The sequence below is a fragment of the Segatella copri genome (assembly GCF_024330485.1).
Lineage (GTDB): Bacteria > Bacteroidota > Bacteroidia > Bacteroidales > Bacteroidaceae > Prevotella > Prevotella copri_L.
In genome coordinates, this window is record NZ_JANDWX010000001.1 from 87,063 (window position 1) to 110,338 (window position 23,276).

General features: G+C 46.1%; 12 protein-coding genes. 3 read left to right on the forward strand and 9 right to left on the reverse strand.

Annotation, left to right across the window (positions count from 1 at the left end):
* Positions 1–195 precede the first annotated feature (195 nt).
* The 3 genes from NNC77_RS00400 to NNC77_RS00410 all read left to right on the forward strand — a co-directional run bounded on the left by NNC77_RS00400 (position 196) and on the right by NNC77_RS00410 (position 4,960).
* On the forward strand, positions 196–2,139 hold the full coding sequence (locus NNC77_RS00400) for a glycogen debranching enzyme N-terminal domain-containing protein (RefSeq protein WP_254969570.1): 1,944 nt from the start codon (positions 196–198) through the stop codon (positions 2,137–2,139).
* 18 nt (positions 2,140–2,157) lie between these two features.
* Positions 2,158–3,426, forward strand: coding sequence for a glycosyltransferase family 4 protein (locus tag NNC77_RS00405; RefSeq protein WP_254969571.1), 1,269 nt, complete (start codon positions 2,158–2,160; stop codon positions 3,424–3,426).
* 85 nt (positions 3,427–3,511) lie between these two features.
* Positions 3,512–4,960: a glycoside hydrolase family 57 protein gene (locus NNC77_RS00410; RefSeq protein ID WP_254969572.1), complete on the forward strand. Its 1,449-nt coding sequence runs from the start codon at positions 3,512–3,514 to the stop codon at positions 4,958–4,960.
* 112 nt (positions 4,961–5,072) lie between these two features.
* Here the strand turns inward: NNC77_RS00410 and NNC77_RS00415 are convergent, their stop codons facing one another.
* The 9 genes from NNC77_RS00415 to NNC77_RS00455 all read right to left on the reverse strand — a co-directional run bounded on the left by NNC77_RS00415 (position 5,073) and on the right by NNC77_RS00455 (position 23,251).
* Positions 5,073–6,863, reverse strand: coding sequence for a glycoside hydrolase family 43 protein (locus tag NNC77_RS00415; RefSeq protein ID WP_254969573.1), 1,791 nt, complete (start codon positions 6,861–6,863; stop codon positions 5,073–5,075).
* 21 nt (positions 6,864–6,884) lie between these two features.
* The gene (locus NNC77_RS00420) at positions 6,885–8,915 is read right to left on the reverse strand and encodes a glycoside hydrolase family 28 protein (protein WP_254969575.1); all 2,031 of its coding nucleotides are present in this window, start codon (positions 8,913–8,915) and stop codon (positions 6,885–6,887) included.
* Between the two features lie 243 nt (positions 8,916–9,158).
* Positions 9,159–10,868 carry a RagB/SusD family nutrient uptake outer membrane protein gene (locus NNC77_RS00425; RefSeq protein ID WP_254969576.1) on the reverse strand — a complete coding sequence of 570 codons (1,710 nt, stop codon included), beginning with the start codon at positions 10,866–10,868 and terminating at the stop codon, positions 9,159–9,161.
* 24 nt (positions 10,869–10,892) lie between these two features.
* Complete coding sequence (locus tag NNC77_RS00430; protein WP_254969577.1) at positions 10,893–14,168, reverse strand: SusC/RagA family TonB-linked outer membrane protein; 3,276 nt, start codon at positions 14,166–14,168, stop codon at positions 10,893–10,895.
* 747 nt (positions 14,169–14,915) lie between these two features.
* A complete protein-coding gene (locus tag NNC77_RS00435; RefSeq protein ID WP_118190379.1) occupies positions 14,916–15,203 on the reverse strand; it encodes a hypothetical protein in 288 nt (95 codons plus the stop codon).
* Between the two features lie 57 nt (positions 15,204–15,260).
* Positions 15,261–16,151 carry an Rpn family recombination-promoting nuclease/putative transposase gene (locus tag NNC77_RS00440; RefSeq protein ID WP_118152009.1) on the reverse strand — a complete coding sequence of 297 codons (891 nt, stop codon included), beginning with the start codon at positions 16,149–16,151 and terminating at the stop codon, positions 15,261–15,263.
* Between the two features lie 169 nt (positions 16,152–16,320).
* A complete protein-coding gene (locus tag NNC77_RS00445; RefSeq protein ID WP_218434537.1) occupies positions 16,321–18,009 on the reverse strand; it encodes a DUF5123 domain-containing protein in 1,689 nt (562 codons plus the stop codon).
* Positions 18,010–18,038: 29 nt separating this feature from the next.
* The gene (locus NNC77_RS00450; RefSeq protein ID WP_254969578.1) at positions 18,039–19,982 is read right to left on the reverse strand and encodes a RagB/SusD family nutrient uptake outer membrane protein; all 1,944 of its coding nucleotides are present in this window, start codon (positions 19,980–19,982) and stop codon (positions 18,039–18,041) included.
* 20 nt (positions 19,983–20,002) lie between these two features.
* Positions 20,003–23,251, reverse strand: a complete 3,249-nt coding sequence (locus tag NNC77_RS00455) for a SusC/RagA family TonB-linked outer membrane protein (RefSeq protein ID WP_437183263.1) — start codon at positions 23,249–23,251, stop codon at positions 20,003–20,005.
* Positions 23,252–23,276 lie beyond the last annotated feature (25 nt).

Genomic DNA, 23,276 nt, shown 5'->3' on the forward strand with positions numbered 1-23,276 from the left:
ACTGAAAACTGAGTGCAAAAGTAATGCTTTTTCTCGAAATAATCAAGCATTTTTGTCTAAAAATATGTTTTAAAACATAAAAAGGCAATTTTTTCTAAAAATGGCATACAAAAAACTTTGTTATACCACAAAAAAGTGTTACCTTTGAAAGCAATTAATTTAGTCAACAAAAATATAGAACCTTAATATAGATCTATGAGTTATCTAAAATTCGAAAAGGCCCTTATGACGAATCTTCAAGAGTCGTTGCCTAAGGAGTTGTTGAGAACAAATCGCTCGGGTGCATATTCGTGCTCAACGATTGTAGACTGTAATACCCGCAAGTATCACGGATTACTTGTCGTGCCGGTTCCAGAACTGGACGATGAGAATCATGTGCTCTTGAGTTCGCTGGATGTTACGGTGATTCAGCATGGAGCAGAGTTTAACCTCGGCTTGCACAAGTACCAGGGCAACAACTACAGTCCGATGGGCCACAAGTACATTCGTGAGTTTGATTGTGATAAAGTGCCAACTACCCTTTATCGCGTAGGTGGTGTTATCCTGAAAAAGGAAGTTGTATTCCAGCATTATGAGAATCGCATTCTGATTCGCTATACCCTGGTAGACGGCCATTCGGCTACAACCCTTCGTTTCCGTCCTTTTCTGGCTTTCCGCAGTGTCCGTCAGTTTACTCATGAGAATGCTACCGCATCTCGTGATTATTCTGAGGTAGATCATGGCATCAAGACCTGTATGTATGCAGGTTATCCTGATCTCTACATGCAGTTCTCCAAGAAGAACGAGTTTAAATTCTGTCCAGATTGGTATCGTGGCGTGGAATATCCAAAGGAGCAGGAGAGAGGTTATGCTTCTAACGAAGACCTCTATGTTCCTGGCTATTTTGAAATGGATATCAAGAAAGGCGAAACCATCGTCTTTGCTGCTTCTACATCAGAAATCAAGGCGGTCAGCCTGAAGAAACTCTTCGACAAGGAAGTGGATGAGCGTTCGCCTCGTGACAATTTCTTCCACTGTCTGGTCAATGCGGCTCATCAGTTCCATCGTCGTGAAAAGAACGATGACCGTTATATCCTGGCAGGTTACCCTTGGTTCAAGTGTAGAGCCCGCGATACATTCATCTCTCTTCCGGGTCTCACCCTCTCTATCGAGGAAGATGACTACTTCGAACTGGTGATGAAGACTGCCATGAAGGGATACTACGAGTTTATGGAAGGCAAGCCGGTCAGCGTTCATATTGCTGAGATAGAGCAGCCTGACGTGCCATTGTGGGCTATTTGGGCTTTGCAGCAGTATGCCAAGGAAACCAGCAAGGAAGAATGCTTCAAGAAGTATGGACAGTTTATCAAGGATGTTATCAACTTTATCCAGGATAACAAGCATCCGAACCTGAAGCTCGAAGAGAACGGATTGCTCTATACCGATGGTAAGGACAAGGCTGTTACCTGGATGAACTCTACTGCCAACGGCAGACCAGTGGTTCCACGTACCGGATATATCGTAGAGTTTAATGCTTTGTGGTATAACGCTTTGTGCTTCTGTGCTTCTCTCGCTGCAACAGTTGGCGAAGAAGACAGCCAGCAGAAACTCCTGGCTCAGGCTGAGCAGACCAAGCAGGCGTTCCTCGATACCTTCCTCAATGAATATGGCTATCTCTACGATTATGTTGATGGAAATATGATGGACTGGAGCGTTCGCCCGAACATGATATTTGCAGTGGCTTTCGACTATTCTCCATTGTCGCAAGACCAGAAGAAGCAGGTTCTTGATATCTGTACACGCGAACTCCTTACTCCTAAGGGATTGCGTTCACTCTCGCCAAAGAGCGGTGGATATAATCCTGTTTATGTAGGTCCGCAGACCCAGCGCGACTATGCTTACCATCAGGGTACGGCATGGCCATGGCTCGGTGGCTTCTATATGGAGGCAAGTCTGAAACTCTATAAGCGTACCCGTTTGAGCTTTATCGAACGCCAGATGGTAGGTTATGAGGACGAAATGTCTTCCCACTGTCTCGGTACCATCAGCGAACTCTTCGATGGAAACCCTCCATTCGCAGGTCGTGGTGCCATCTCTTTCGCCATGAATGTGGCTGAGATTCTGCGTGCGCTCGAGTTACTTGAAAAATATCAATATTAATAATAGGAGGACTGCTATATGAAAGTTTTAATGTTTGGATGGGAGTATCCTCCTCACGTATTTGGTGGTTTGGCAACTGCCAACTTTGGTATCTCCCAGGGACTTCATGCCCAGGGCGATGTTGATATCACATTGTGTCTGCCTCATCCTTTCGGTGATGAGGACCGCAGTGCCTGCAAGATTGTGGCAATGAACAGTGTGCCTATCGCCTGGCGAGATGTAAATCACGACTATGTGCAGCAGTGCGTAGGCAATATCATGAATCCGGATGATTATTTCCGCTACCGTGACCACATCTATGCCGATTTTAACTATATGCATGTAAATGACCTCGGCTGTATGGACTTTGCCGGTGGTTATCCGTCAAATCTTCATGACGAGATCAACAACTATAGCATCATTGCCGGAGTTGTAGCCCGTTCAGAAGAATTTGATATTATCCATGCTCATGACTGGCTTACATTCCCTGCCGGAATTCATGCCAAGCGCGTGAGTGGCAAACCATTGTGCATCCACGTTCATGCTACTGATTTCGACCGTAGCCGTGGAAAGGTGAACCCTACCGTTTACGCTATCGAGAAAGACGGTATGGATAATGCCGACTGCATCATGTGTGTATCCGAACTGACCCGCCAGACGGTGATTCACCAGTATCATCAGGATCCACGCAAGTGTTTCGCCATGCACAATGCCGTATACCCATTGAAGCAGGAGTGGCAGGATATTCCACGCCCAAATCATAAGGGCAAGGAGAAGGTAGTAACCTTCCTGGGACGTCTTACCATGCAGAAGGGACCTGAATATTTCGTAGAGGCTGCCAACATGGTATTGCACCGTACCCGCAATGTGCGTTTCTGTATGGCAGGTTCGGGCGATATGATGGACCAGATGATTTATCTCGCTGCCGAAAGAGGCATTGCCGACCGGTTTCACTTCCCTGGCTTTATGCGCGGCAAACAGGTTTATGAATGTCTGAAAGACAGTGATGTCTACGTGATGCCATCTGTGAGCGAGCCGTTCGGTATCTCACCTTTGGAAGCTATGCAGTGCGGCACACCAACCATTATCTCCAAGCAGAGTGGATGTGGAGAAATCCTGTCCAACTGTATCAAGGTAGACTACTGGGATATCCATGCCCTTGCTGATGCCATCTACAGCATCTGTCACAACGAGAGTCTTTTCGATTATCTCTCAGTGGAAGGCAAGAAAGAAGTAGACCAGATTACCTGGGAGAAAGTGGGAGCCCGCATCAAAGACCTGTACCTCAAGACCTTAGGGTGGAAGTAGGTTAAGTGAAGAGTGAAGAACGAAGAATGAATAATTTTGAGGCTTTACTCATCTTACAAGTTAAACGTTCAAATTTCAAATTTTTATGAAAACAATTTGTTTATATTTCGAGATACATCAGATTACCCATCTGAAACGCTACCGCTTCTTCGACATCGGTACCGACCATTATTACTATGATGACTACGAGAACGACCGTAGCATCAACGAGATTGCTGAGCGCTCTTATATGCCAGCCTTGAATGCCCTTCAGGAGATGATTGAAAAGAACGGCAAGTATTTCAAGGTAGCTTTCTCGCTTTCGGGTGTGGGTATGGAGCAGTTGGAACTTCATGCTCCTCAGGTACTGGAGAAGCTTCAGCAGCTCAACAATACGGGTTGTGTAGAGTTCCTGGCTGAGCCTTACTCTCACGGACTTGCTTCTCTGGTTAATGAGGCAAGTTTCAAGGATGAGGTGAAGCGCCAGTGTACTAAGATTGAGGAATATTTCGGAAAGAAACCTACCGTATTGCGCAACTCTTCGCTCATCTACAGCGATGATATCGGTAACGATGTTGCCAACATGGGATTCATTGGTATGCTCACCGAGGGTGCCAAGCACGTGCTCGGCTGGAAGTCTCCTCACTATGTTTACCATTGCGCCCTGAACCCTAAGTTGAAGCTCCTTTTGCGCGATGTGAACCTGAGCGATGATATCTCTCTGCGCTTCAGCAACAGCGATTGGGACGGTTATCCACTCTTTGCCGACAACTATATGAACCGGATTGCTGCCTTCCCAGAGGAGGAGCAGGTTATCAATATCTTCATGGAGCTTTCTGCTCTTGGTATTGCCCAGCCTCTGTCAAGCAACATCCTCGAGTTTATGAAGGCTTTGCCTCAGTGTGCCAAGGACCGTGGCATCACCTTCTCAACACCTTCAGAAATCTGCAAGAAGATCAAGTCGGTAGGAGAGGTGAATGTGCCTGATACCTTGAGTTGGGTAGACGAGGAGCGTGATGTAAGTTCATGGTTGGGTAACCCGATGCAGCGTGAGGCTTTCAACAAGCTTTACAGTGTGGCAGACCGTGTACGTATCGCAAACGATCCACGTATCAATCAGGACTGGGATTACCTGCAGGCAAGTAACAACTTCCGCTTCATGACTACCAAGCCAAGCAATGTGGGTCTTGACAGAGGTATCTATTCAAGTCCTTTCGATGCTTTCACTAACTATATGAACATTCTTGGCGACTTCATCACCCGAGTAAACGACCTCTATCCTGCTGATGTTGATAACGATCAGCTTGAGAGCCTGCTTACTACCATCAAGAATCAGGATGAAGAGATTGAGATGAAGGACAAGGAGATTGTCCGTCTTCAGGCTAAGATTGAAAAGATAGAGAAGGAGGCAGAGAAGCACCATGGCGAGAAGCCTGCTAAGGCTGCTCCTGCCAAGAAGGCCGCAGCTAAGCCTGCAGCCAAGAAGGCTCCTGCCAAGAAGGCTCCTGCCAAGAAAACAACAAAGGAAGAGCCTAAAGAAGAAAAGAAAGATTAGAATTTTTAGATTACTCATAATGATTAATCCCCCTCGCTGCATTGATTTGCAATGAGGGGGATTTTTTTGTTTCCCAAAATATTATCAGAAATAACGCATTAGCTGGAAAGCGTTATTTTTCGAAATGAATCCAGTCTACATCGAAGAAGGCAGCATCGTTCTTCTTGGCTGTGCGGGTGTTGAAGAAACCGAGCTTGGCACCAATCCACTTGCCTTCACGCACAGTGAAAGGATTGCCTATCTTGGTGAAGTTCTTACCATCCAGACTGTAGCTCCATTCAGCGATAGCCTGTATCTGGTTGGCGATGCCTTCGCTATGAACCTTCACGCGGAGCCATACATCCTGGGTAGCGATGCGGGAAGAAGGAATATCATCTACGGCATACTTCACGGTGTAAGGCTGAGGCTGCTTGCTGGTCTTGATAGCCACTTGCTTTACCACCTTCTCAGCCTGTCCCTTCTCTGCCTTCTCGCAGGTTACATATTGCAAAACAACACCCTCTTCCTTGGTATCAACAAACTTGAGTGCCGCATAGTCCATGCCTTGCATAATCATGCCGGCGCTTTCGCCCAGTACCTTATCTTTCTCCTTGTAAGCCTCGGTGCGGTTAGGTATGAACTTCACCTTGGCAGTAGCAGTAAAGTTCTCGGTAGGGAGTTTCTGGAGCAGGAGGTTTGGCAAATCATACAGGTTCTTTACATCTTCAGCCTGCTGCACACCATAGAGACGCAACTTGGAGTTCTTGGCATCACAGAAGTACCAGTACTGACTGTAAGGACCGTTCCACTGCCATTGCAGACCTAAATCTACGCTGTTGAAATCATCCGATTCCTTAGGCTGGAAGTTACCGCTTGATGGCAGGTTTGGCTTCTTCCATTGCTGAACAGGGTCACCGCAGCCATCGCCATCCTTGTCGTCACCGATAACGAGCCAGTCGTTTACCCATTTGGCGGGTTGCAGATGAACCACACGTCCATAAGCGTGCTTATCCTGGAAGTGGAGGAACCAGTCTTCGCCGTTCTGGGTATCAACCCAGGCTCCCTGGTGAGGGCCGTTCACCTTCTTGTTCTTTCCCTGTGCCATACCCACATACTCCTCGTAAGGACCGTATGGATTCTTGGAACGCAGTTCTACCTGCCAGCCATACTTCACGCCGCCCGCAGGACTCATGATGTAATAATAGCCGTTGCGCTTGTAGAACTTGGTACCCTCGATGGTAGGCTGGTCTTCATGACCATCATATACGATGCGTGAAGGACCAATCACCTTGGTGCCGTCAGGTGACATCGGAGCTACGAAGAGTACCGACTTGATGCCGGCTCTTGAACCGGCGCATCCATGTGAAAGATAAGCCTTGCCGTCTTCATCCCAGAGAGGGCAGCAGTCGATCAAACCTTTTCCTTTCATCACCCAGGTGATAGGCTCCCAAGGACCGCGTGGGTCTTGTGTCTTGGTCATAAAGAGACCCTGGTCAGGATCGCCGCAGTAGATGTAGAACCATCCGTCGTGATAGCGTATAGAGGGTGCCCACACATAGTTGCCATGCTGAACTTTCTTGCGCCAGTCCAAGTCTGTGCCCTGGTATTCAGGCAAAACAGGATAGTCATCGAGTAGGGCAGCGCCTATAATCTCCCAGTTTACCAGGTCGGTACTGTGCAGAATCTGCAGGCCAGGGAAACACTGGAAGGAAGAGGAGGTCATATAGTAGTCATTGCCCACACGACATACGTCAGGGTCTGAGTAGTCGGCGTCAATAACCGGATTGCGGTACATTCCGTTCTTCAGGTTCGGATTCCATGTCTTGGATACCGCTTTCTGGGCATTCACGCTCACCGCAGAGAGCGGAGAACTCAAAGCGATGGTGGCGAGAATGCACAGGAGTGAATGATATTTTATTTTCATTGTTACCAATGTTAAAATGAATTATTTAGCTACGTATTTCTTGTTGTTGTAGATGTAGATGCCTTTTTTGAGACCTTGCAGGTCTTCTGCCTTGGCATTGAGCTTTACCATGCGACCGCTGAGGTCGTAAATGTTGTTATTGTCTACCTTGGCGGTTAAAACAACATTGTTGATACCTGAACTTGTTACCTTTACACCTTTCAGTGTGATAACCCAAGCGGCTTGTGCCCCTTGTGGTGTGAAGGTAAGAACGCCAGTAGTAGGAGTGTCAAGTGTAATATCAAACTTTGTGCTCGTATCCGTTTGGGTTAAACGGCTAGGGAATACGTATTTGTCGCTGGCAAAGGTTGCTCCGTTCAGTTCGCCGAGATAGCAGGTTTTGTTGTCTTCATTGGCATATCCTGCAAATGTAGCCGATGTAATGGTAATATTCTCAGGCAGGTTGATGGTAAACTGTACGCCCTTGCTATACTTGATGGTATTGCTTTTAGCTGTAGCATAACCTTTGCTGCTCTCTATGCTGCAACCATTATTGAACGTCCATGGAGATGGAGCTGTGCTTGAAGAAGTGCTGGTTGATGCATCCAGAATATAGCTTACTTCTGTTGTCTCACCTGGATTGGGAGTGGGATTTGGATTTGTACCTGCCCCTGTAGCATCACACTGGTCATCTACTATAGAATCGTACTGGCGAATCCAGAGTTTGCCAGACTGGCATGTAATCTTAGAGTTGTTCTTGAATACGAGATTATCTACGAAGCGGATGTCGATGCCCTTCTTGGCTGAAATCTGCACGTTGTCGAGAGTCACGTTCTTGATGTGGCTCTCAGGGCGGCCAATCAGGAAGATAGCGTTACCATCGCAAACATCTGTAGTCTTCACGTTCTGAAGCAGAATGTCGGTGTAGGTTGGGGTAGTGCTATCAAGAGCTCTTGCATTTGCCTTGTCTACGGCAGGGTCGCTGTTGTAGTTCTTGTCGTAGAAGCAGTCGATAGAGAATGGGTTCTTCACCTTGGTCATGGTGAAGTTGGTGAACTTCCAGTCCTCCTCGCCACCGCCACGCAGCGTACCGACACTGTTGATACCCGTCTTCATGCGGATACCTGCTGTTGTTCCGTTCATGGTGATATTGTCGAACCATACATGCTTGATGTTCTTGGTGTAGCTACCGATAGAAGCACCATGTCCTGTTCCGAAGTCGCAGTTCCAGACATGGATATACTGTGCATTGTCATCGCAAACTACGTTATCATCACCTGTACTGATGTTGCAGTTATAGATGTTCATGTGGTGTCCCCAGATGGAGATACCGTCTGTGTTATGAGAAGGCTGTTCTGTCTTGGTTTCTGAAGATGGATTGTAGATGGTTACGTCATGGACGGTACCGTTGCTGGCACCATTGCTGTTACTCAAGGTGATGTTGACACCCGGAGTATTCTGAACCTTGAGATTGCGAATCAGGAATCGGCTGCCTTTTTCGAATCGGATCATGGCTCCAGGATTGAAAGTCTCCTTGTTGTCGCGAGCCTTCCACCAGCGGGTACCCTGACCATCGATGATGGAAGTCTCACCTTCGCCCTCTATAACAATGTCGCTCTGGTTCTTGTTCTTGCAACCGATAAAGAGCGTTTTGTTGTTAGGTGCCTTACCATATTCAACGAGTTTCAGAGTCGCTCCTGCGCAAAGGTGGAGCACAGTCTTAGACTTGATGCTGAGTACCTCGGTAGTGCTTGTCATCTGGTCTGTACTACCAAACATCCATGTACCGGCAGGAATCACGACCATACCACCGGTAGAAGGCACAGCATCAAGTGCTTTCTGGATAGCCTTGGTGTTGTCTGCAGCAGATGTCGAGGCACCATAATCCTTGATATTAAATGTGTTTGCCGAAGTGATGGTAGGCAACTTTGGCAGTTCTACGGCAGTCCATCCTTCAGGAGTGTTCTGTGCGTTCTGCTCGGCTGTGATACCAGCGAAAGTTTGTGCTTTAGCGAACATTGGCAGAGCCATAAGCGCAGCCAGCACGACTGTCTTAATGATTGATTTCTTCATTTCTTCTTAGGTTTATTTATTTTATTATTTTCTTTTTCTATAAGATTTGGTGCAAAGTTACGACATTTTTACTTACTGCATGCAGATAGTGAGCGAAAAACTACGTAAACGATTACGTGCACCTTGCCTATAGAACAAAAAGAAAGACCGCATCCGTAGGGAAACATCTCCCTAGAATACGGTCTTAAACCTAATGATTAACGTATGTCCTGATAGGTTTTCTTATCAACATAATGACTTTGATTAGTAACCAGGATTCTGGTCGGCTAATGTCAGTTGGTCATTGGCATCAATTGCAGCCTGTGGGATAGGGCGAAGAAGCTTCTTGCCGATATACTGGGCAGCCTTGTCTCCCATCTCGTGGTTATACTTGGTGCAACGCTCTACCAGAGTCTGGGTTCTGCGAAGATCCATCCAACGTGCCTCATTACCGAAGTTCTCGCATGCATTCTCATCAAGGATGTCATCGATAGTGATAGTTCCTGTAAGTGCAGGGAGACCAGCGCGCTGGTGAACTTCATTGAGTCGTGCCAATGCCTTAGGGTTATCGCCAGCCTTCAGATAAGCCTCGGCTGCTACGAGATACATCTCTGGCAAAGTGATGATATGGATGTCGCGATAGCAGGTGTTCTTCTCTGTCTTAGCAGTCTTGCTGTCGTCAAACTTCTTGCATGGACTGGAACCATATACCAGTTGCTGGTTATCGTAATATTCCATATCTCTGCCGTCCATATTCTGTGCTTCCTTGCTCTGTGAATCCATCGGAATGCGATAGGTGTTTGCTCTGTTTGCAGGATCTATAGCCTTCCATGCTTCAAAGTCGGCATCTGTTTCATACCATGCAGAATAGTATCGCGTTACTGGCTTACCTACCAGACTCTCACCATTCTTGTACCAGGTCCAGTAACCGGTACCTGCAGCATTTCCCTTGTTTATATCTGGCAATTCCTTCATGAAGGTAGCATCGTAACGCTGGTCTCCCTTCTTGAAACAATGCAAGGCATAGAGGGTTGGTACATAGCTGGAGGTTGTAGCCTTGATGTTATCCTCGTTTCCACCCAGATAGTTGCAGTAGTAACCGCTCCATTCTGTACCACCTGAGGTTGTATTGTTGGCTGTAGCCAGATCATACTCCACATCCCAAAGGAACTCTGCATTGTCATCGCCAGAACCATCAGCCTTCCAGAGGTCGGCAAATGGGGTAGTCAGTTTTCTGCCCGCAATCACCTCATCGGCTAGAGCTGCTGCCTTAGAGAAGTATTCCTGCTTGTTGAGGTCCCATGCAGCAGAAAGGTAGGTCTTGGCAAGGATAGCCTTGGCTGTTTCCTGGCTGATTCTGCCGCCACCCTTGGTAGCTGTAGAAGCCAGGAGCACATTCTTGCCGATAACATCTTCGAGTTCGCTGATGATATAGGCATATACATCTTCAGCAGAAGACTTCGGGTATCCTGTACCTGCTGTGGTAAGGAAGCCCTTCATGATAGGCACACCACCGAAGTTGTTTACCAGGAGATAATACTCGTAGGCTGCCAATACACGGGCTTCGCCTACAAGCTGACCCTTCGTTTTTTCATCTACTTGTGCTGTCTGTGCATAATATGACACAGAGTTGGCAGCACGGATACCTGCATAGAGGTAAGTATAGAGATCCGTTATATCTTCATTTTCTGGAGTCAGAGTCTCGTAAGTGTTCAATGCCTCGTTCATCTTGTTACGGGCATCGGCATACATATCTGTACCTGCTGAAAAACAGCTTGTGAACAGAGGTGCTGCATAAACGTTTTGCAGATGCTGATAGGCATCATTGACGAGGCTATTGAAGCCCTCTTTTGTTGCAAATGTCTGTTTATCAGTTACATTCGACTTGTTGCTCGCATCCAGGAAGTCGCTGCAACTTGTCATGGTTCCCATGCAGCAGGCCGCCAATGCTACGCTATATAATATCTTTTTCATAATTGTTTACTTCATTTAATGAGATTAGAACTTAAGATTTACACCAAACTGGTAGGTTACAGATGATGGACCGCCATTCTGTAGATTCTGTGATGCCCACTCTGGGTCGAAGCCCTTATAGTTGGTGAAACAGAATGGGTTCAGAACGTTTACATATACACGGAGGTTTCTGATACCAGCCTTGCTCACTACGTTCTTTGGCAAGGTGTAACCCAGAGTGATGTTCTTAACCTTGGTGAAAGAGGTCTTCTGATACTGGAAGCCTTCGCCCTTGGCTGAACCCTTGTCGCTGAAGTAACCACCCATCGAAGCATCGCTGTTGTTTGGATAAGGATACTTTCCGTAGTGGGTCTCGGTGGCGGTTGTAATCTCACCTGTTGCATGATCGATGATTGGTGCTCCCTTTGGTATGTAGTAATCTAACTTCATGTGGGCATTACCACGGTCGCTATACTTCATGTACTTCTCGTGGAAGTAGCTGCGTGACCAGAATCCGCTCTTGGTATAGAACATGATAGAGAAGTCGAAGCCCTTGAAGTAAACATTGGTAGAGAAACTACCAGTCCAGCGTGGATCGGTGCAACCATAAATCTGCTTATCGTTGTCGTCAATCTTACCGTCATCGTTCCAGTCGTTAACGGCTACCTGACCTTCATACCACTTATACTTAGTGCCATACTTCTCGTAGAATTCCTTCAGGGTATAGTGCTTGTCACCATTCATGGTGTGCATGGTTACACCCTTGTCGGTGATGACATCGGTATGGGTATAGTCACGGAGTACGTTCAGTGGCTCGCCGATAAACCAGTTGTTGGCAACCTCATCAACCTTACCATTACTCAACTCCTTAATTTTGTTCCAGTTGCGAGCGAAGTTTACGTTCGCACTCCAAGAGAAGTCTTTCTTGTTGATGATGTTAAAGTTCAAACCGAGTTCAATACCTCTGTTCTGGACAGAACCAACATTGAAGGTTGAAGTTTTCTCACCGGTTTCGATAGGCACTGAACGAGACATAATCTGACCATCAGAAAGACGGTTGTAGAAGTCGGCTGTTACATTGATGCGGTTCTTCAGGAAACTCAAGTCGAGACCGAGGTCAAACTCCTTTACTTTCTCCCAGATGAGTTCTGTATTTATCAATCCGTTAGGATGATAACCCTGTACCTCTTTGCCGTCAATAGTTACATATGTTGGACCTGTAGCAGAAGCGATGGTTACATAGTCACCCACATTGTTGTTACCGGTAACACCATATGAAAGACGGAGCTTAGCATTATCAAGCCAGTTGTTGAACTGCTTCATCCATGCTTCATCAGAGATACGCCATGCAGCAGCTACAGAAGGGAACCAGCCCCAACGGTTGCCGTCTGCGAAACGGGAACTACCATCGGTACGGAGTGTAGCTGTAGCCATGTAACGGCCCTTGTAAGAATAGTTGGCACGGAAAGCGAATGACTCCAGTGATGACTCTGTATAGTCGCTTGAGAGTACCTTGTCGCCGCTGGCTGTTCCCAGGTTGTGGAATGTAGTAAGGTCGCTGGCGATACCCTTACCTTCTTCATACTGGTATTCTGTATTGCTCTTGTAGAGTGAGAACAGTGCCATGGCACCCACGGTATGGTCGCCAAATGTGCGGTTGTAGTCAAACTGGTTGTCCCAAGTCCAGTCTACACGGGTTGTATTGGCAACGGATCCGAAGTTGGTCTTGTTCTTCTGGTAGTAAGTAGAACCTACATCATTACCCTCGTTCAGACCTGTTGCATAGAAGATGCCCTGGCGCTTGTGAGAGTAGTTAGGAGAGAAGGTTGTTGTAAACTTCAATCCCTTGATGATGTTGGCACGTAGGTAGAAGTTACCCATCAATCGGTACATCTTGGTCTCATTGGTATAGTTTCCGTCATTCAAATCGATGAGCGGGTTGTATGTAGATGTAAACTGTGCGTCAGATTCAAAGGCAGCCTTTGCTCCCGGGTTAGGAATCAGGTTGCCATCTGCATCTGTAGGAGATACGAATGGGTTGAAATAGAATGCATTCACGTATGGAGAAAAAGTACCATCAGTACATACATCTTCGGTGCGACTCATTGACATGTTGGCAGAGAAACCAGCCTCGAAAATCTTGGAGAGCTTGGCATCCATGGATCCCTTGAAGTTGAAACGCTCATAGTCGTTGCCCTTGAATACGTTCTCTTCTCCCTGATAACCCATACCTACACGGTAGTTTACCTTGTCTGTTGCACCGGCAGCACTGATAAAGTGGTTCTGCTGGGCAGCAGTGCGGGTCACCAGCTTCTTCCAGTCGTAACTGTCGAAGCTTGGATCCATCATCAGCTCATAAAGCTTGGAATCTTTATAGCTGGTTGCTCCCTTGCGGGCAAGGAAGGCTGAATTCAAGTCGGTATTCTTGATGATGTAATGTGGATGTCCTTCTGCATCAACACCCTTGCGGCTAGAACCATCGTAGCTCTTTCCATCGAGCAAGGTATATCTCTGGAAACGATAATCCATGAATTCGTTGGCATCCATAAATTCTGGCATGCGCGCTACCTTTTTGATGCCATAATATCCATCATAAGAGATGGTAGCCTTCTGTGCTTTGTCTGCACCCTTACTGCCCTTGGTGGTAATCATGATGACACCGGCAGAGGCACGGGAACCATAGATGGCGGTAGAAGATGCATCTTTCAATACGTCGATGCGGTCGATATCATCAGGATTCAGGAAGTCCATGTTGTCGCAAACTACACCATCAATAACATACAATGGCTGTGCCTGCTTGTTGATAGAAGCCTGTCCACGAACCTGAATATTGAAGCCTGCACCTGCGCGGCTACCAGACTGGGTGATGTTGACACCAGGAACAGAACCCTGCAGAGACTCTGCAAGATTGGTAGTACCACGAGCGGCTATCTTTTCTGAGTTGACAGATGCGATAGAACCAGTTACGTCGCGTTTACGCATAGTACCATAACCAACGACAACGACTTCGTCAAGGGCTGCATTGTCATCTTCAAGTACGATGTTCCATGTTTTCTGACTTCCTACTTTTACTTTCTTAGGCTTGCAGCCGATGTAGCTGAAAGTCAAGACCGTATTAGGGTCTGCGTTCTGAATGGTAAACTTACCGTCAAGGTCGGTGATGCCACCTGCCTTACCATTCTGGTCAGTAATGGTTACACCAATCATTGGGTCGCCATTAGCATCCTTAACGGTACCTTGGATTGTTTTCTGCGCAAAGGCGAGGAAACAAACCGAACTCAAGGTCAGTGCCATGCTGGCACGTTTCAGTTGTTGATACATAACGATGTTTGTTTTGTAGGTTATTATTAATCTTGTTAAGTTTCTCTGGTCTAATTGAACTTACTAGCGATTAGTTGTTGTCGTGTTTGATTCTCAATAGATCATAAGGAATCTTCGATTTTTGGTTATAATCTTAGATTTCTGCTACAAAGGTAATTAAATTTTTTAAATGTTGAATAAAATAAACGAAAAATCTAACGTAAACGTTTTCGGAAGTGTTGTTTCTACAATATTGTCTTTTCGTCGTATTGATTCAGGCGGGTAAGTGAGCCCTACGTAACGTTTACTGAGGCTTTTTTGAAGTTCAGATGAGGCTTACTTGATGGGGCAGGAGTTAGCAGAAATTACATCACGACGTATCTGTTGCTGCGTCGTGACGCACTGATTGCTACGTCGTGACGCATCAGAAGCTGCGTCGTGACGTAATTTCAGCAGCCTCAGGGCAAGCGGAGCCGCTTACGCTGATGAAACCATGTTCTTCATTGCGCAAGTTCATACGTTTCATTGAGCCGATACATCCGACTGCGCTGGTTTAAAGATCCGACTGCGCTGGCTTGAAGATATGACTTCGTAGTCTCGAAGATTCGAATTCGTAAGCTGAATGAGACGGATTTGTTTGCAGAATGAAGTGGCTGAGTTTGCAGAATGAAGTGACTGAGTTAGCTGACAGAAGTGGCTGAAATAGCGAAAAAAAAAGAGGGCATGTCATCCCACTTATGACACACCCTCTCAATTATTCGTATAGTATTATTGTTCCAATTTCTTGATTTCTTCGATAGATAAGCCTGTGGATTTTGCGATGACGTCTATTGGAGTATTGTAGGTTAATAGGTTCAAAGCAATCTCTTTGCTTACCTTTTTGGCTTCTTTCTCCATAGCATGCTTATATACCGCATAATTGTCCCACATGACCATCATGCTGTTATCGTATTTCTCCTGTTCCTCTTTGGTCAGGGTTTTGGAGTCAGCGTATTCAGCCAATTTCTTGAATACCTTGTCAAGAGCTTCGCAAGGGAATTGTTCTACTATCTCCATATATTTCAATTTATAAATCCAAAAATCTAAAAACGTAGTACACGTTTAGAACTCATTTTATTGTTCCAATTTCTTAATCTCTTCGATAGATAAGTCGGTGAGATTGGCAATTTCGTCTAATGGAAAGTTGTGCGCCAACAACTTCAAAGCAAACTCTTTTCTACCTTCTTCTTTGCCCTCTTTCTTACCTTCTATTCTACCTTCTTCTTTGCCTTCTTTTCTACCTTTTTCTATTCCTTTCTCTTCAGCATGCTTATATACAGCATAATTGTCCCACATGACCATCATACTGTTGTCGTATTTCTCCTGTTCCTCTTTGGTCAGGCTCTTGGAGTCGGCGATTTCTGCCAATCTCTTGAATATCTTATGCTGAGCCTCGAAAGGCATTTTTTCTAAAGTCTCCATATGCTTCAAATTATAAATCCAACAATCTAAAAACGTAGTACACTCTTCCTCTTTCTTCTTGAAAAGAGGCATTACCAAGTAGATGAAGCGGATTTTGTTAGAGTAAACCTCTCCGCTATCCTTATCTGCCAGCACAACGTCTGTTCTGAACTTCTTTGGCGTATTTTCATCTACATCAAAGTTCATGAAACAGATAACATAAACAGGTGTGAGATGATAATCCCATTGTCCTTTTATGCCTTGGTCTACTATCGTCTTCGATGCATAGTAGAGAGACCGGTCGATGAAATAGGACTGGCTCCTGTTTTGCATTTCAACGATAATGTGCTCACCTGTGTCAGTTTCGCAAAAGACGTCGTAGATGATACCTCTCTGGTCTTTTGTTTCTGGCAACATCTCCTTGTCCTTAAACTTCACATCCGTGATGTGCTGTTCTCCCAGGAGCAGCTGGTTCAAGAACTCAATCAGCAAGTCTTTGCTGTATTCCTGACCGAAGATTCTTTTGAACGACCAGTCAGAGAATGGGTTGATGTATCTTGCCATATCTTTGCGATTTTATGTTCTCGCTGCAAAGATACGCTTTTCTTTCGTAACTTCCAAGAAAATAATTGTAAAAATGAGATAGAGAATAAGAGAAAATAAAAAAAGTGCAATGCTTATATGGAACATTGCACTTTTTCTTAAATTTATATGAGATGTTAATCCTTGTAGATTAATCCTCTACTACATACCAGCGTGGGTCACCAGCCTTTTCCTTCAAAGTACCAGCCTTGATGGTGAAGTTGCCATTGGCTGGGTCAGTGAACAACTGGGTAGAGCTGAACTCTGTATCATTCACGCCCTTAATCACCTTGAAGAAGTCTGTTGTTCTGAAGCTGTTTGCTACAGTTGCTGGAGTCTTGCTTCTAATGTTCTTATTAGTAGCTTCATCAGCACTCTTACCGAAGATACAGTTCTCAATAGTGAAGGTGCTTGGTCCGAATGTGTCAGCGTTGAAGTCAACGAAGAACTGACCATTACCATTACAGTTGTAGAATGTGCTGTTCTTGATGGTGATGTCTTGCATATCTGTCTTCTTGCTGAAGATAAATACCTTACCGGTTACACAGATACTGTTGAATGTACAGCCGTCAATCTCTACGTTGTCGAGATGACCTTTACCGCTGCCTGCATCAATGTGGATGAAACCATAACCTGCACAGAGTTTGGTGAAGATACTGTTCTTCAAGGTAAGTTTGCCGATAGACTTAGCATCACTTCCCTGGATACGGAAGAATGATGTTTTGATATTGCTAACCTCGCAATCCTCCAAAGTGAACTCGCTTATGGTACAAGCTTTGCTCTGGTTGATGAAGTAGCCAGCACCATTCTCTTCCAATTTCACGTTCTGGAACTTGATGAATGCATGAGAACCTGCAACATCGAAGTTCTTGTCAAGATTGATGGTAGGCGCATCACCACCTGCCAAACCGAAGAATGTAACAGACATTCCGTCTGGGATGGTTACGTTGGTCTTGCCACCATCTGAATCATTTGTGCCGTAGAGAGAAACTGTGGCACCAGCAGGAATACCGATGGTTGCACTATAGTTAGTCTCGTTTCCTGCTGCAGCTTTGGCCTGCTCTGCAATCTCTTCAATGAGAGTCTGGGAGATAACATTCACATCGCTTGGGAGCGTGTACTTATAGTTTGCAGATGGCATTGCTGCAGGTGTGGTAAACTGCAACTGACCACGTTTTGCCTCATTGTTATATAATGTGGCGATGTAAGTCGTTGTTGGTTTCACGTTAGAGTAAGTAACTTTACCAGCAGCAATTTGGTCTGCGGTAAGTTCATGCTTGCTCTTATCCTCTGGATCTGCTGCGTTAACAATTGTGATATGGGTAACTGTCGCACCTGGAGTCCAAGAGAAATTAACGTGGTCTTCAAAGAGGTCGGCTGTAGTAAGCTCGTTGAATAACTGTTCAGCCTTTGTCTTGAATGATGAACCATCCTTGTAGTAAACCCACTTAGACTCATTGCTTGTTGAAGACATAGCCTTTACACGCATGTAGTACTTGCTGTCGCCATCGAGACCAGAGAGAACTACTGGAGATGAAGTCAACGACTTATCTTCACCGAACTTGATGATGTTAGCATTCTCAACACCTTCGTAAAGAGAGTCCTTGCTTACCTCGAATACATAGTACTCTGGTGAAGAAACTGCTTTTGATGTGAAGGCAGAGAATGTAACCGTAGCTGATGTTTCGGCAGTTTCAACGGTGATTTTGTCACCGTTGAGACCGAACAATCTTGACAGGCTGCCATCTACGTCCCAGTCATTGCCATCGGTACAAGAAGTAGCCGACAGAGCCAATGCAATCATAGACGCTGTGCCCAATATGTTTTTAATGCTCTTCATTTTTCTTGTCTTTTTTGATTAAAGATGAATTAGTCTGCATAACCATAAGAGTTGTGAATCTTACCGTTGGTTGCAGAGATGGTTGTTGAAGCGATTGGCATGAGATAGCGGTTCTTCACTGCCACATCATCGCTAACGAGACCGCTGCTGATAGATGGCAGGTTTACGTCAACCTGTGTATCAGAACCAGAATCCAACTTAGCTGCACCGAATGAGTCGATGCTGCCATCGTAGTCAGCAGATGTTTTTCCGTCAGGAATACCATACCATGTTACGCTAGAGAAGTCAATCTTGGTTTTCTTCTCATCCAGGTAGTTGAAGTAGATGGTCTTCTGGTAAGTACCATCTGCAAGCTCAGCCAGGTAAGTCTGTTTGAACTCTTTGATCTTCTCTACGAGGAGGTTCCAGCGAATCAGGTCGTATTTACGGATACCTTCACCAGCAAACTCCCACATGTTCTCCTGAACGAGAGCGTTGAAGAATGCGTCTTTGTCAGAAGCAATGTTGTTGACGTATGCCTTGGCATCGTTCTTGTCATCCTTATTGAAGGCACGAGTGTGAACTGCTTCCAGAGCCTGGCGGGCTGTCATGCCGTTTGCTGAACCTTCGTAGTTGGCATCTGGATTGCCAGCCAACTCGTTCATGCACTCAGCATAGTAGAGCAATACCTGAGCATAGCGCATCTTTACAGGGTTGATACCTGTAGTGTGCTTAGCTGTAGCCTTTAGGTTGTTCTGCAACCAGGTGTTGTTCATTTTGCGGGCATCCCACTTTCCTACATATATACCGAAAGGAGCATTCTTGAGCATGCTCTCTATGGTGTTGCTGCCATCCTGCTTGATTTCAAAGTTGGCGCAAGTGATGTCACGGCGTGTATCCTTCTTGTCGTAAGAATAGAGCAGAGGTGCAGTAACCTTCATCTTACCAGATGAGTTGCCATAGCCATATTCTGTTGTAACACCATTCATGCGGACACCTACAGTGTAACCCAACTCACCAGTTACGTTCTCACCGAAAGGAATCTCGAAGAGGTTCTCGTGGTAAGTCTTGTCGAGAGAGAGCTGGTTAATCAAGTACCACTCGTTCTCGAAAGATGGGTTGAGATTGTGAGTATTGTCGTTGATGATAGCAGACCAGTGCTTCAGGGCACGCTCGTAGAGAGCCTTGCGGTCTGCTGCACCAGGGCGCTGTGTTGGATAAGTAGCATCGCTGTAAGATGCTGTCTCATATCCGTCCTTTGACTTCTCACGGATGGCGTAGCCGGCACGTGTCATGGCAATCTGTGCCAGGAGAGCGTGAGCATAACCCTTGGTTGTGCGCTCTGTGGTATAGCCTGTTGCCTGGTCTGCCCATGGCAAGTATTCGATAGCCTCATCCAGGTCGTTCATCAGGAAATCCATAATCACGTCGCGGTCGGTCTTCTCCAGGTAAGCGTTGCTCAAGTCAGACTTTGATGCTTCAACTTTGAAAGGAATATCACCGAAAATACGAACCAGGTCAAAGTAAACCATGGCACGGATGGTGAGTGCCTCGCCGAGGCTGCGCTCCATAGACTTCTGGTTAGCACCACCGGCAGTGAGAGTTGCGCTGCTGCGGATACCCTCGATAATCTGGTTGGCATCCTCGATGATACCATACTCAGCATCCCATACGCCGCTAATCTTGCTCCATCCCGGGTCCATGTTATAGTTCATGTTACCACGTTCACTTGAGGTGTTGGTAGCATTGCTGCCAAGACCGTCAATCAATTCGCAGTCGCTGTTCAGGTTCCATACAATAGACAGGTCCTGTGCGTAGGTACGGTCCTGAGCCATTCCGCCATAGAGCTTATTGACGCGAAGATTGGTATAATAAGGTGAGGCGTAGGTATTCTCAGCAGTCATCTCTGATGGAGAGTTCTGGTCCAGGAAGTCGGAGCATGAAGACAATCCTAATACGCCTGCCAATGCAAATGCATATAATATCTTGTTCATTGTTATTATCTTATAAAGTTTTAGAATGTAACGTTAATACCACCTACGAAGGTGCGGCTCTTTGGATAAGCTGCATAATCGATACCTGGGGTCATTGGGTTCTTCTTAGAACTTGTATCAACCTCTGGATCGTAGCCTGAGTAGTTGGTGAAGCAAAGCAGGTTGTAACCTGTGAAGTAGATGCGTACGTTCTGCATATAGCACTTGTTTACCCACTTCTTTGGCAAGGTGTAACCCACTGTTACGTTCTGCAGACGCAGGAATGATGCATCTTCTACAGCATAGCTGATGAGCTGCATGGTTGATACGCCTGCTGGATTGTAGATATTGGCGTTGGCATTGATCTCGTTCAAGCGGTTCATCACCTTTTCTACACCACCATATTCTGTGATGAGGCTAGCTGATGGGCGGCCGATGTTGTTTCCGTTGGCTGGGTCAATCCAGGTATAGCGGTTGCCTACGTTGAAGTCATCCACCAGGTTGTAGTTCTTGGCTGAACCTGCATAGAATGAGTTAGCAAGCTTGGTACCGTTTACCAGCTTGTTGCCCAGTGAGTAGTTGAAGAACAGGTTGAAGTCGAAGTTACCAACGTGACCGTCGAAACCGAAACCACCCGTTGTGGTAGGTACGGTGTTACCCAGGCGCTGCTTCACTGCTTCACCATTCTCGTCAACTTCTACCTTGGCAACGCCTGGATAGAGGTTACCGCCGAAGAGCTTGTAGCTGTTGTCCTTTACGCCTTCTGCCAGTGCCCAGGTTCCGTTTTCCTTCAATACCAAGTCTCCCTTGCCTGTTGCAGCATCAAATACGGTGTAGAAGCCGTTGCTCTTGTAGCCCCAAAGCTCACCGAGGCGGCCGCCTTGCTCTACGCGGAAGTCTTCATACTTGGCGATGGTAGAACCACTCCAGTTAGAACTCTGCCATGGGTTCTCCATGTTCAACTCATCAATCTTGTTCTTGTTATAAGATACGTTGAAGTTGAAGTTCAAGCCGAAGTTCTTCTTGTCTACGATTACTGCATTGAGTGCCAACTCAACACCCTTGTTAGAGGTCTTACCGAAGTTCTGGAACTGGTAAGAGTAACCTGTGTTGGCTGGAACGATACTTTGCATCAAGAGGTCCTTGGTAGTATTCCAGTAGAAGTCCAATGTACCGCTGAGGCGACCATTGAAGAAACCGTAGTCGATACCGAAGTTACGGGTCACTGTGGTTTCCCACTTCAAGTCTGGATTATAGAGAAATTTACCATGCTCAAGCATCGAAGCCCTGTTCTCATCGAAGAATGGAGCCTTTGATGTGTTGTCTGCCATAGAGTAGGTGGTAGTCAACAAACCAGAGTTGATACGGTTGTTACCTGCTGTACCGAAGCTCAGACGGGCCTTCAAGTTAGAAAGCCAGCTGGAAGCACCCTTCAGGAACTCCTCGTCAGACATACGCCAAGCCAAGGCTGCAGATGGGAAGATACCCCAACGGTTGTCCTTGCCAAACTTACTGGAACCATCGGCACGAACGGTAATGGTAGCCAGATACTTGTCGTTGAGTGTATAGTTGATACGGCCGAAGTAAGAGAGAATGTTCTCCTCTGCCTTGATATTACCTTCGTTTGGAAGTGCTGTACCTGCTGCTGTGTTTGCCAATACCTCGTTCAATGTGAATGAAGTAGGGAAGGCTACAGAAGTGTTGGTGCGGGTTACGTCCTGGCTGCTGCTCCACTCCTGACCTACCAATACATTGATGTGGTCACGACCATGGAAAAGCTTCTTGTTGTCGTAAGTCAATGTATTTGCGTTACGCCAGTTCTTGTTCTCCAAGCGTACGAACTGTGCCTGTGGCTGACCGTTGTAACCATACTTAGAGTTGGTAGTTGCATTAGAACCCCAAACCTGTTCGGTATTGTTGTACTTCCAACCATAGCCGAACTCAGAACGGAATGTGATATTCTTGAATGGCTTCCAGTTTAAGCCAACGTTGTAGTTTTGCTGGAAACGTTCCTGATACTTATAGGTATCGGTGATACGCTCTGTTGGGTTACGGCGTGTAGATGTGCTGTTCTCCTCATCATCGTCTGATGTACCAGAGAGAGGCTCTACCGGGTTCCATCTTACGGTGTTGGCAACAACTGAGTTTGCTGCACTCGACTCGTTGGTATCTGCACCACCATTCAAGCCATCCAGCTTGGTGAATGCCATACGTCCATTGAAGTCGAGAGACAACCACTTGTTCAGGTTGGCATTGATCTTGGCGTTTACATTGTTCTTGGCGTAGCCAGAACCCTGCATGATGCTCTTCTCATCGTTGTGAGAGAAACCGATGTTGTACTTGATATCCTTGGTACCACCGCTTACGTTCACGTTATACTGTTTCTGGTTACCTGTACGGCCGAATACCTCATCCTGATAGTCACGTCCTTCGATAGACTTCCAGATATCGAGATCGTTGTAGTTACCATAGTCAGTGCTACCCAACTCATACTGATAGTATGCATAGTCGTATGGAGACATAGTCTTCACCAACTTAGATACTTTCTTGTAGCCGAGAGATGCATTGAAGTTTACCTGAGTCTTACCCTCAGAACCGCTCTTGGTTGTTACGATGATAACACCGTTGGCACCACGGGCACCATAGATGGCTGTAGAAGAAGCATCCTTCAATACGTCGATGCTCTGAATTTCGCTAGGAGCGATGTCGCTGATAGAGCTAACTGGGAAACCGTCTACGATGTAGAGTGGAGAGTTGTCCTGTGAAAGAGAACCACCACCACGCACACGAATCTTCACGTCAGCATCTGGTGAACCTTCAGTGGTGGTGATGTTCACACCCGCCATCTTACCGATCATCGCCTCGCTTACGTTAGAAACTGGAATGTTGGCAATCTGCTTGTCGCTGATAGAAGATACAGAACCTGTGAGGTCTTTCTTTCTAACAGTACCATAACCGATTACTACGACATCGTTGAGGGTGGTGTTGTCATCCTCAAGCTTTACATCGATTGATTCTTTACCTGCAACGCTTACTTCCTTAGCTTTCATACCAATGTATGAAATCTTCAGTTTCTTGCTTTTGCCTTTTAAGTTTACTGTGAAGTTACCGTCAATGTCGGTCACGCCACCATTGCCAGCTACACCTACCTCCATGACAGATGCGCCGATGATTGGCTCGCCCGTATTGTCAGTAACAACGCCTTTTACTGTTTGTGCAGATACACTTGTTACTACGAACATCAGTGCGCCTGCCAAAGCAATTTTCTTTTTTCTAAAATTACCAGACATACACTTTAGGTTTAGATAAAACTTA

Excerpts from the sequence above, each read along its gene's own strand:
- NNC77_RS00425 (WP_254969576.1), bottom strand. The coding sequence starts at position 10,868 with ATGAAAAAGATATTATATAGCGTAGCATTGGCGGCCTGCTGCATGGGA.
- NNC77_RS00430 (WP_254969577.1), bottom strand. The coding sequence starts at position 14,168 with ATGTATCAACAACTGAAACGTGCCAGCATGGCACTGACCTTGAGTTCG.
- NNC77_RS00415 (WP_254969573.1), bottom strand. The coding sequence starts at position 6,863 with ATGAAAATAAAATATCATTCACTCCTGTGCATTCTCGCCACCATCGCT.
- NNC77_RS00455 (WP_437183263.1), bottom strand. The coding sequence starts at position 23,251 with ATGTCTGGTAATTTTAGAAAAAAGAAAATTGCTTTGGCAGGCGCACTG.
- NNC77_RS00440 (WP_118152009.1), bottom strand. The coding sequence starts at position 16,151 with ATGGCAAGATACATCAACCCATTCTCTGACTGGTCGTTCAAAAGAATC.
- NNC77_RS00400 (WP_254969570.1), top strand. The coding sequence starts at position 196 with ATGAGTTATCTAAAATTCGAAAAGGCCCTTATGACGAATCTTCAAGAG.
- NNC77_RS00445 (WP_218434537.1), bottom strand. The coding sequence starts at position 18,009 with ATGAAGAGCATTAAAAACATATTGGGCACAGCGTCTATGATTGCATTG.
- NNC77_RS00435 (WP_118190379.1), bottom strand. The coding sequence starts at position 15,203 with ATGGAGATAGTAGAACAATTCCCTTGCGAAGCTCTTGACAAGGTATTC.
- NNC77_RS00410 (WP_254969572.1), top strand. The coding sequence starts at position 3,512 with ATGAAAACAATTTGTTTATATTTCGAGATACATCAGATTACCCATCTG.
- NNC77_RS00450 (WP_254969578.1), bottom strand. The coding sequence starts at position 19,982 with ATGAACAAGATATTATATGCATTTGCATTGGCAGGCGTATTAGGATTG.
- NNC77_RS00420 (WP_254969575.1), bottom strand. The coding sequence starts at position 8,915 with ATGAAGAAATCAATCATTAAGACAGTCGTGCTGGCTGCGCTTATGGCT.
- NNC77_RS00405 (WP_254969571.1), top strand. The coding sequence starts at position 2,158 with ATGAAAGTTTTAATGTTTGGATGGGAGTATCCTCCTCACGTATTTGGT.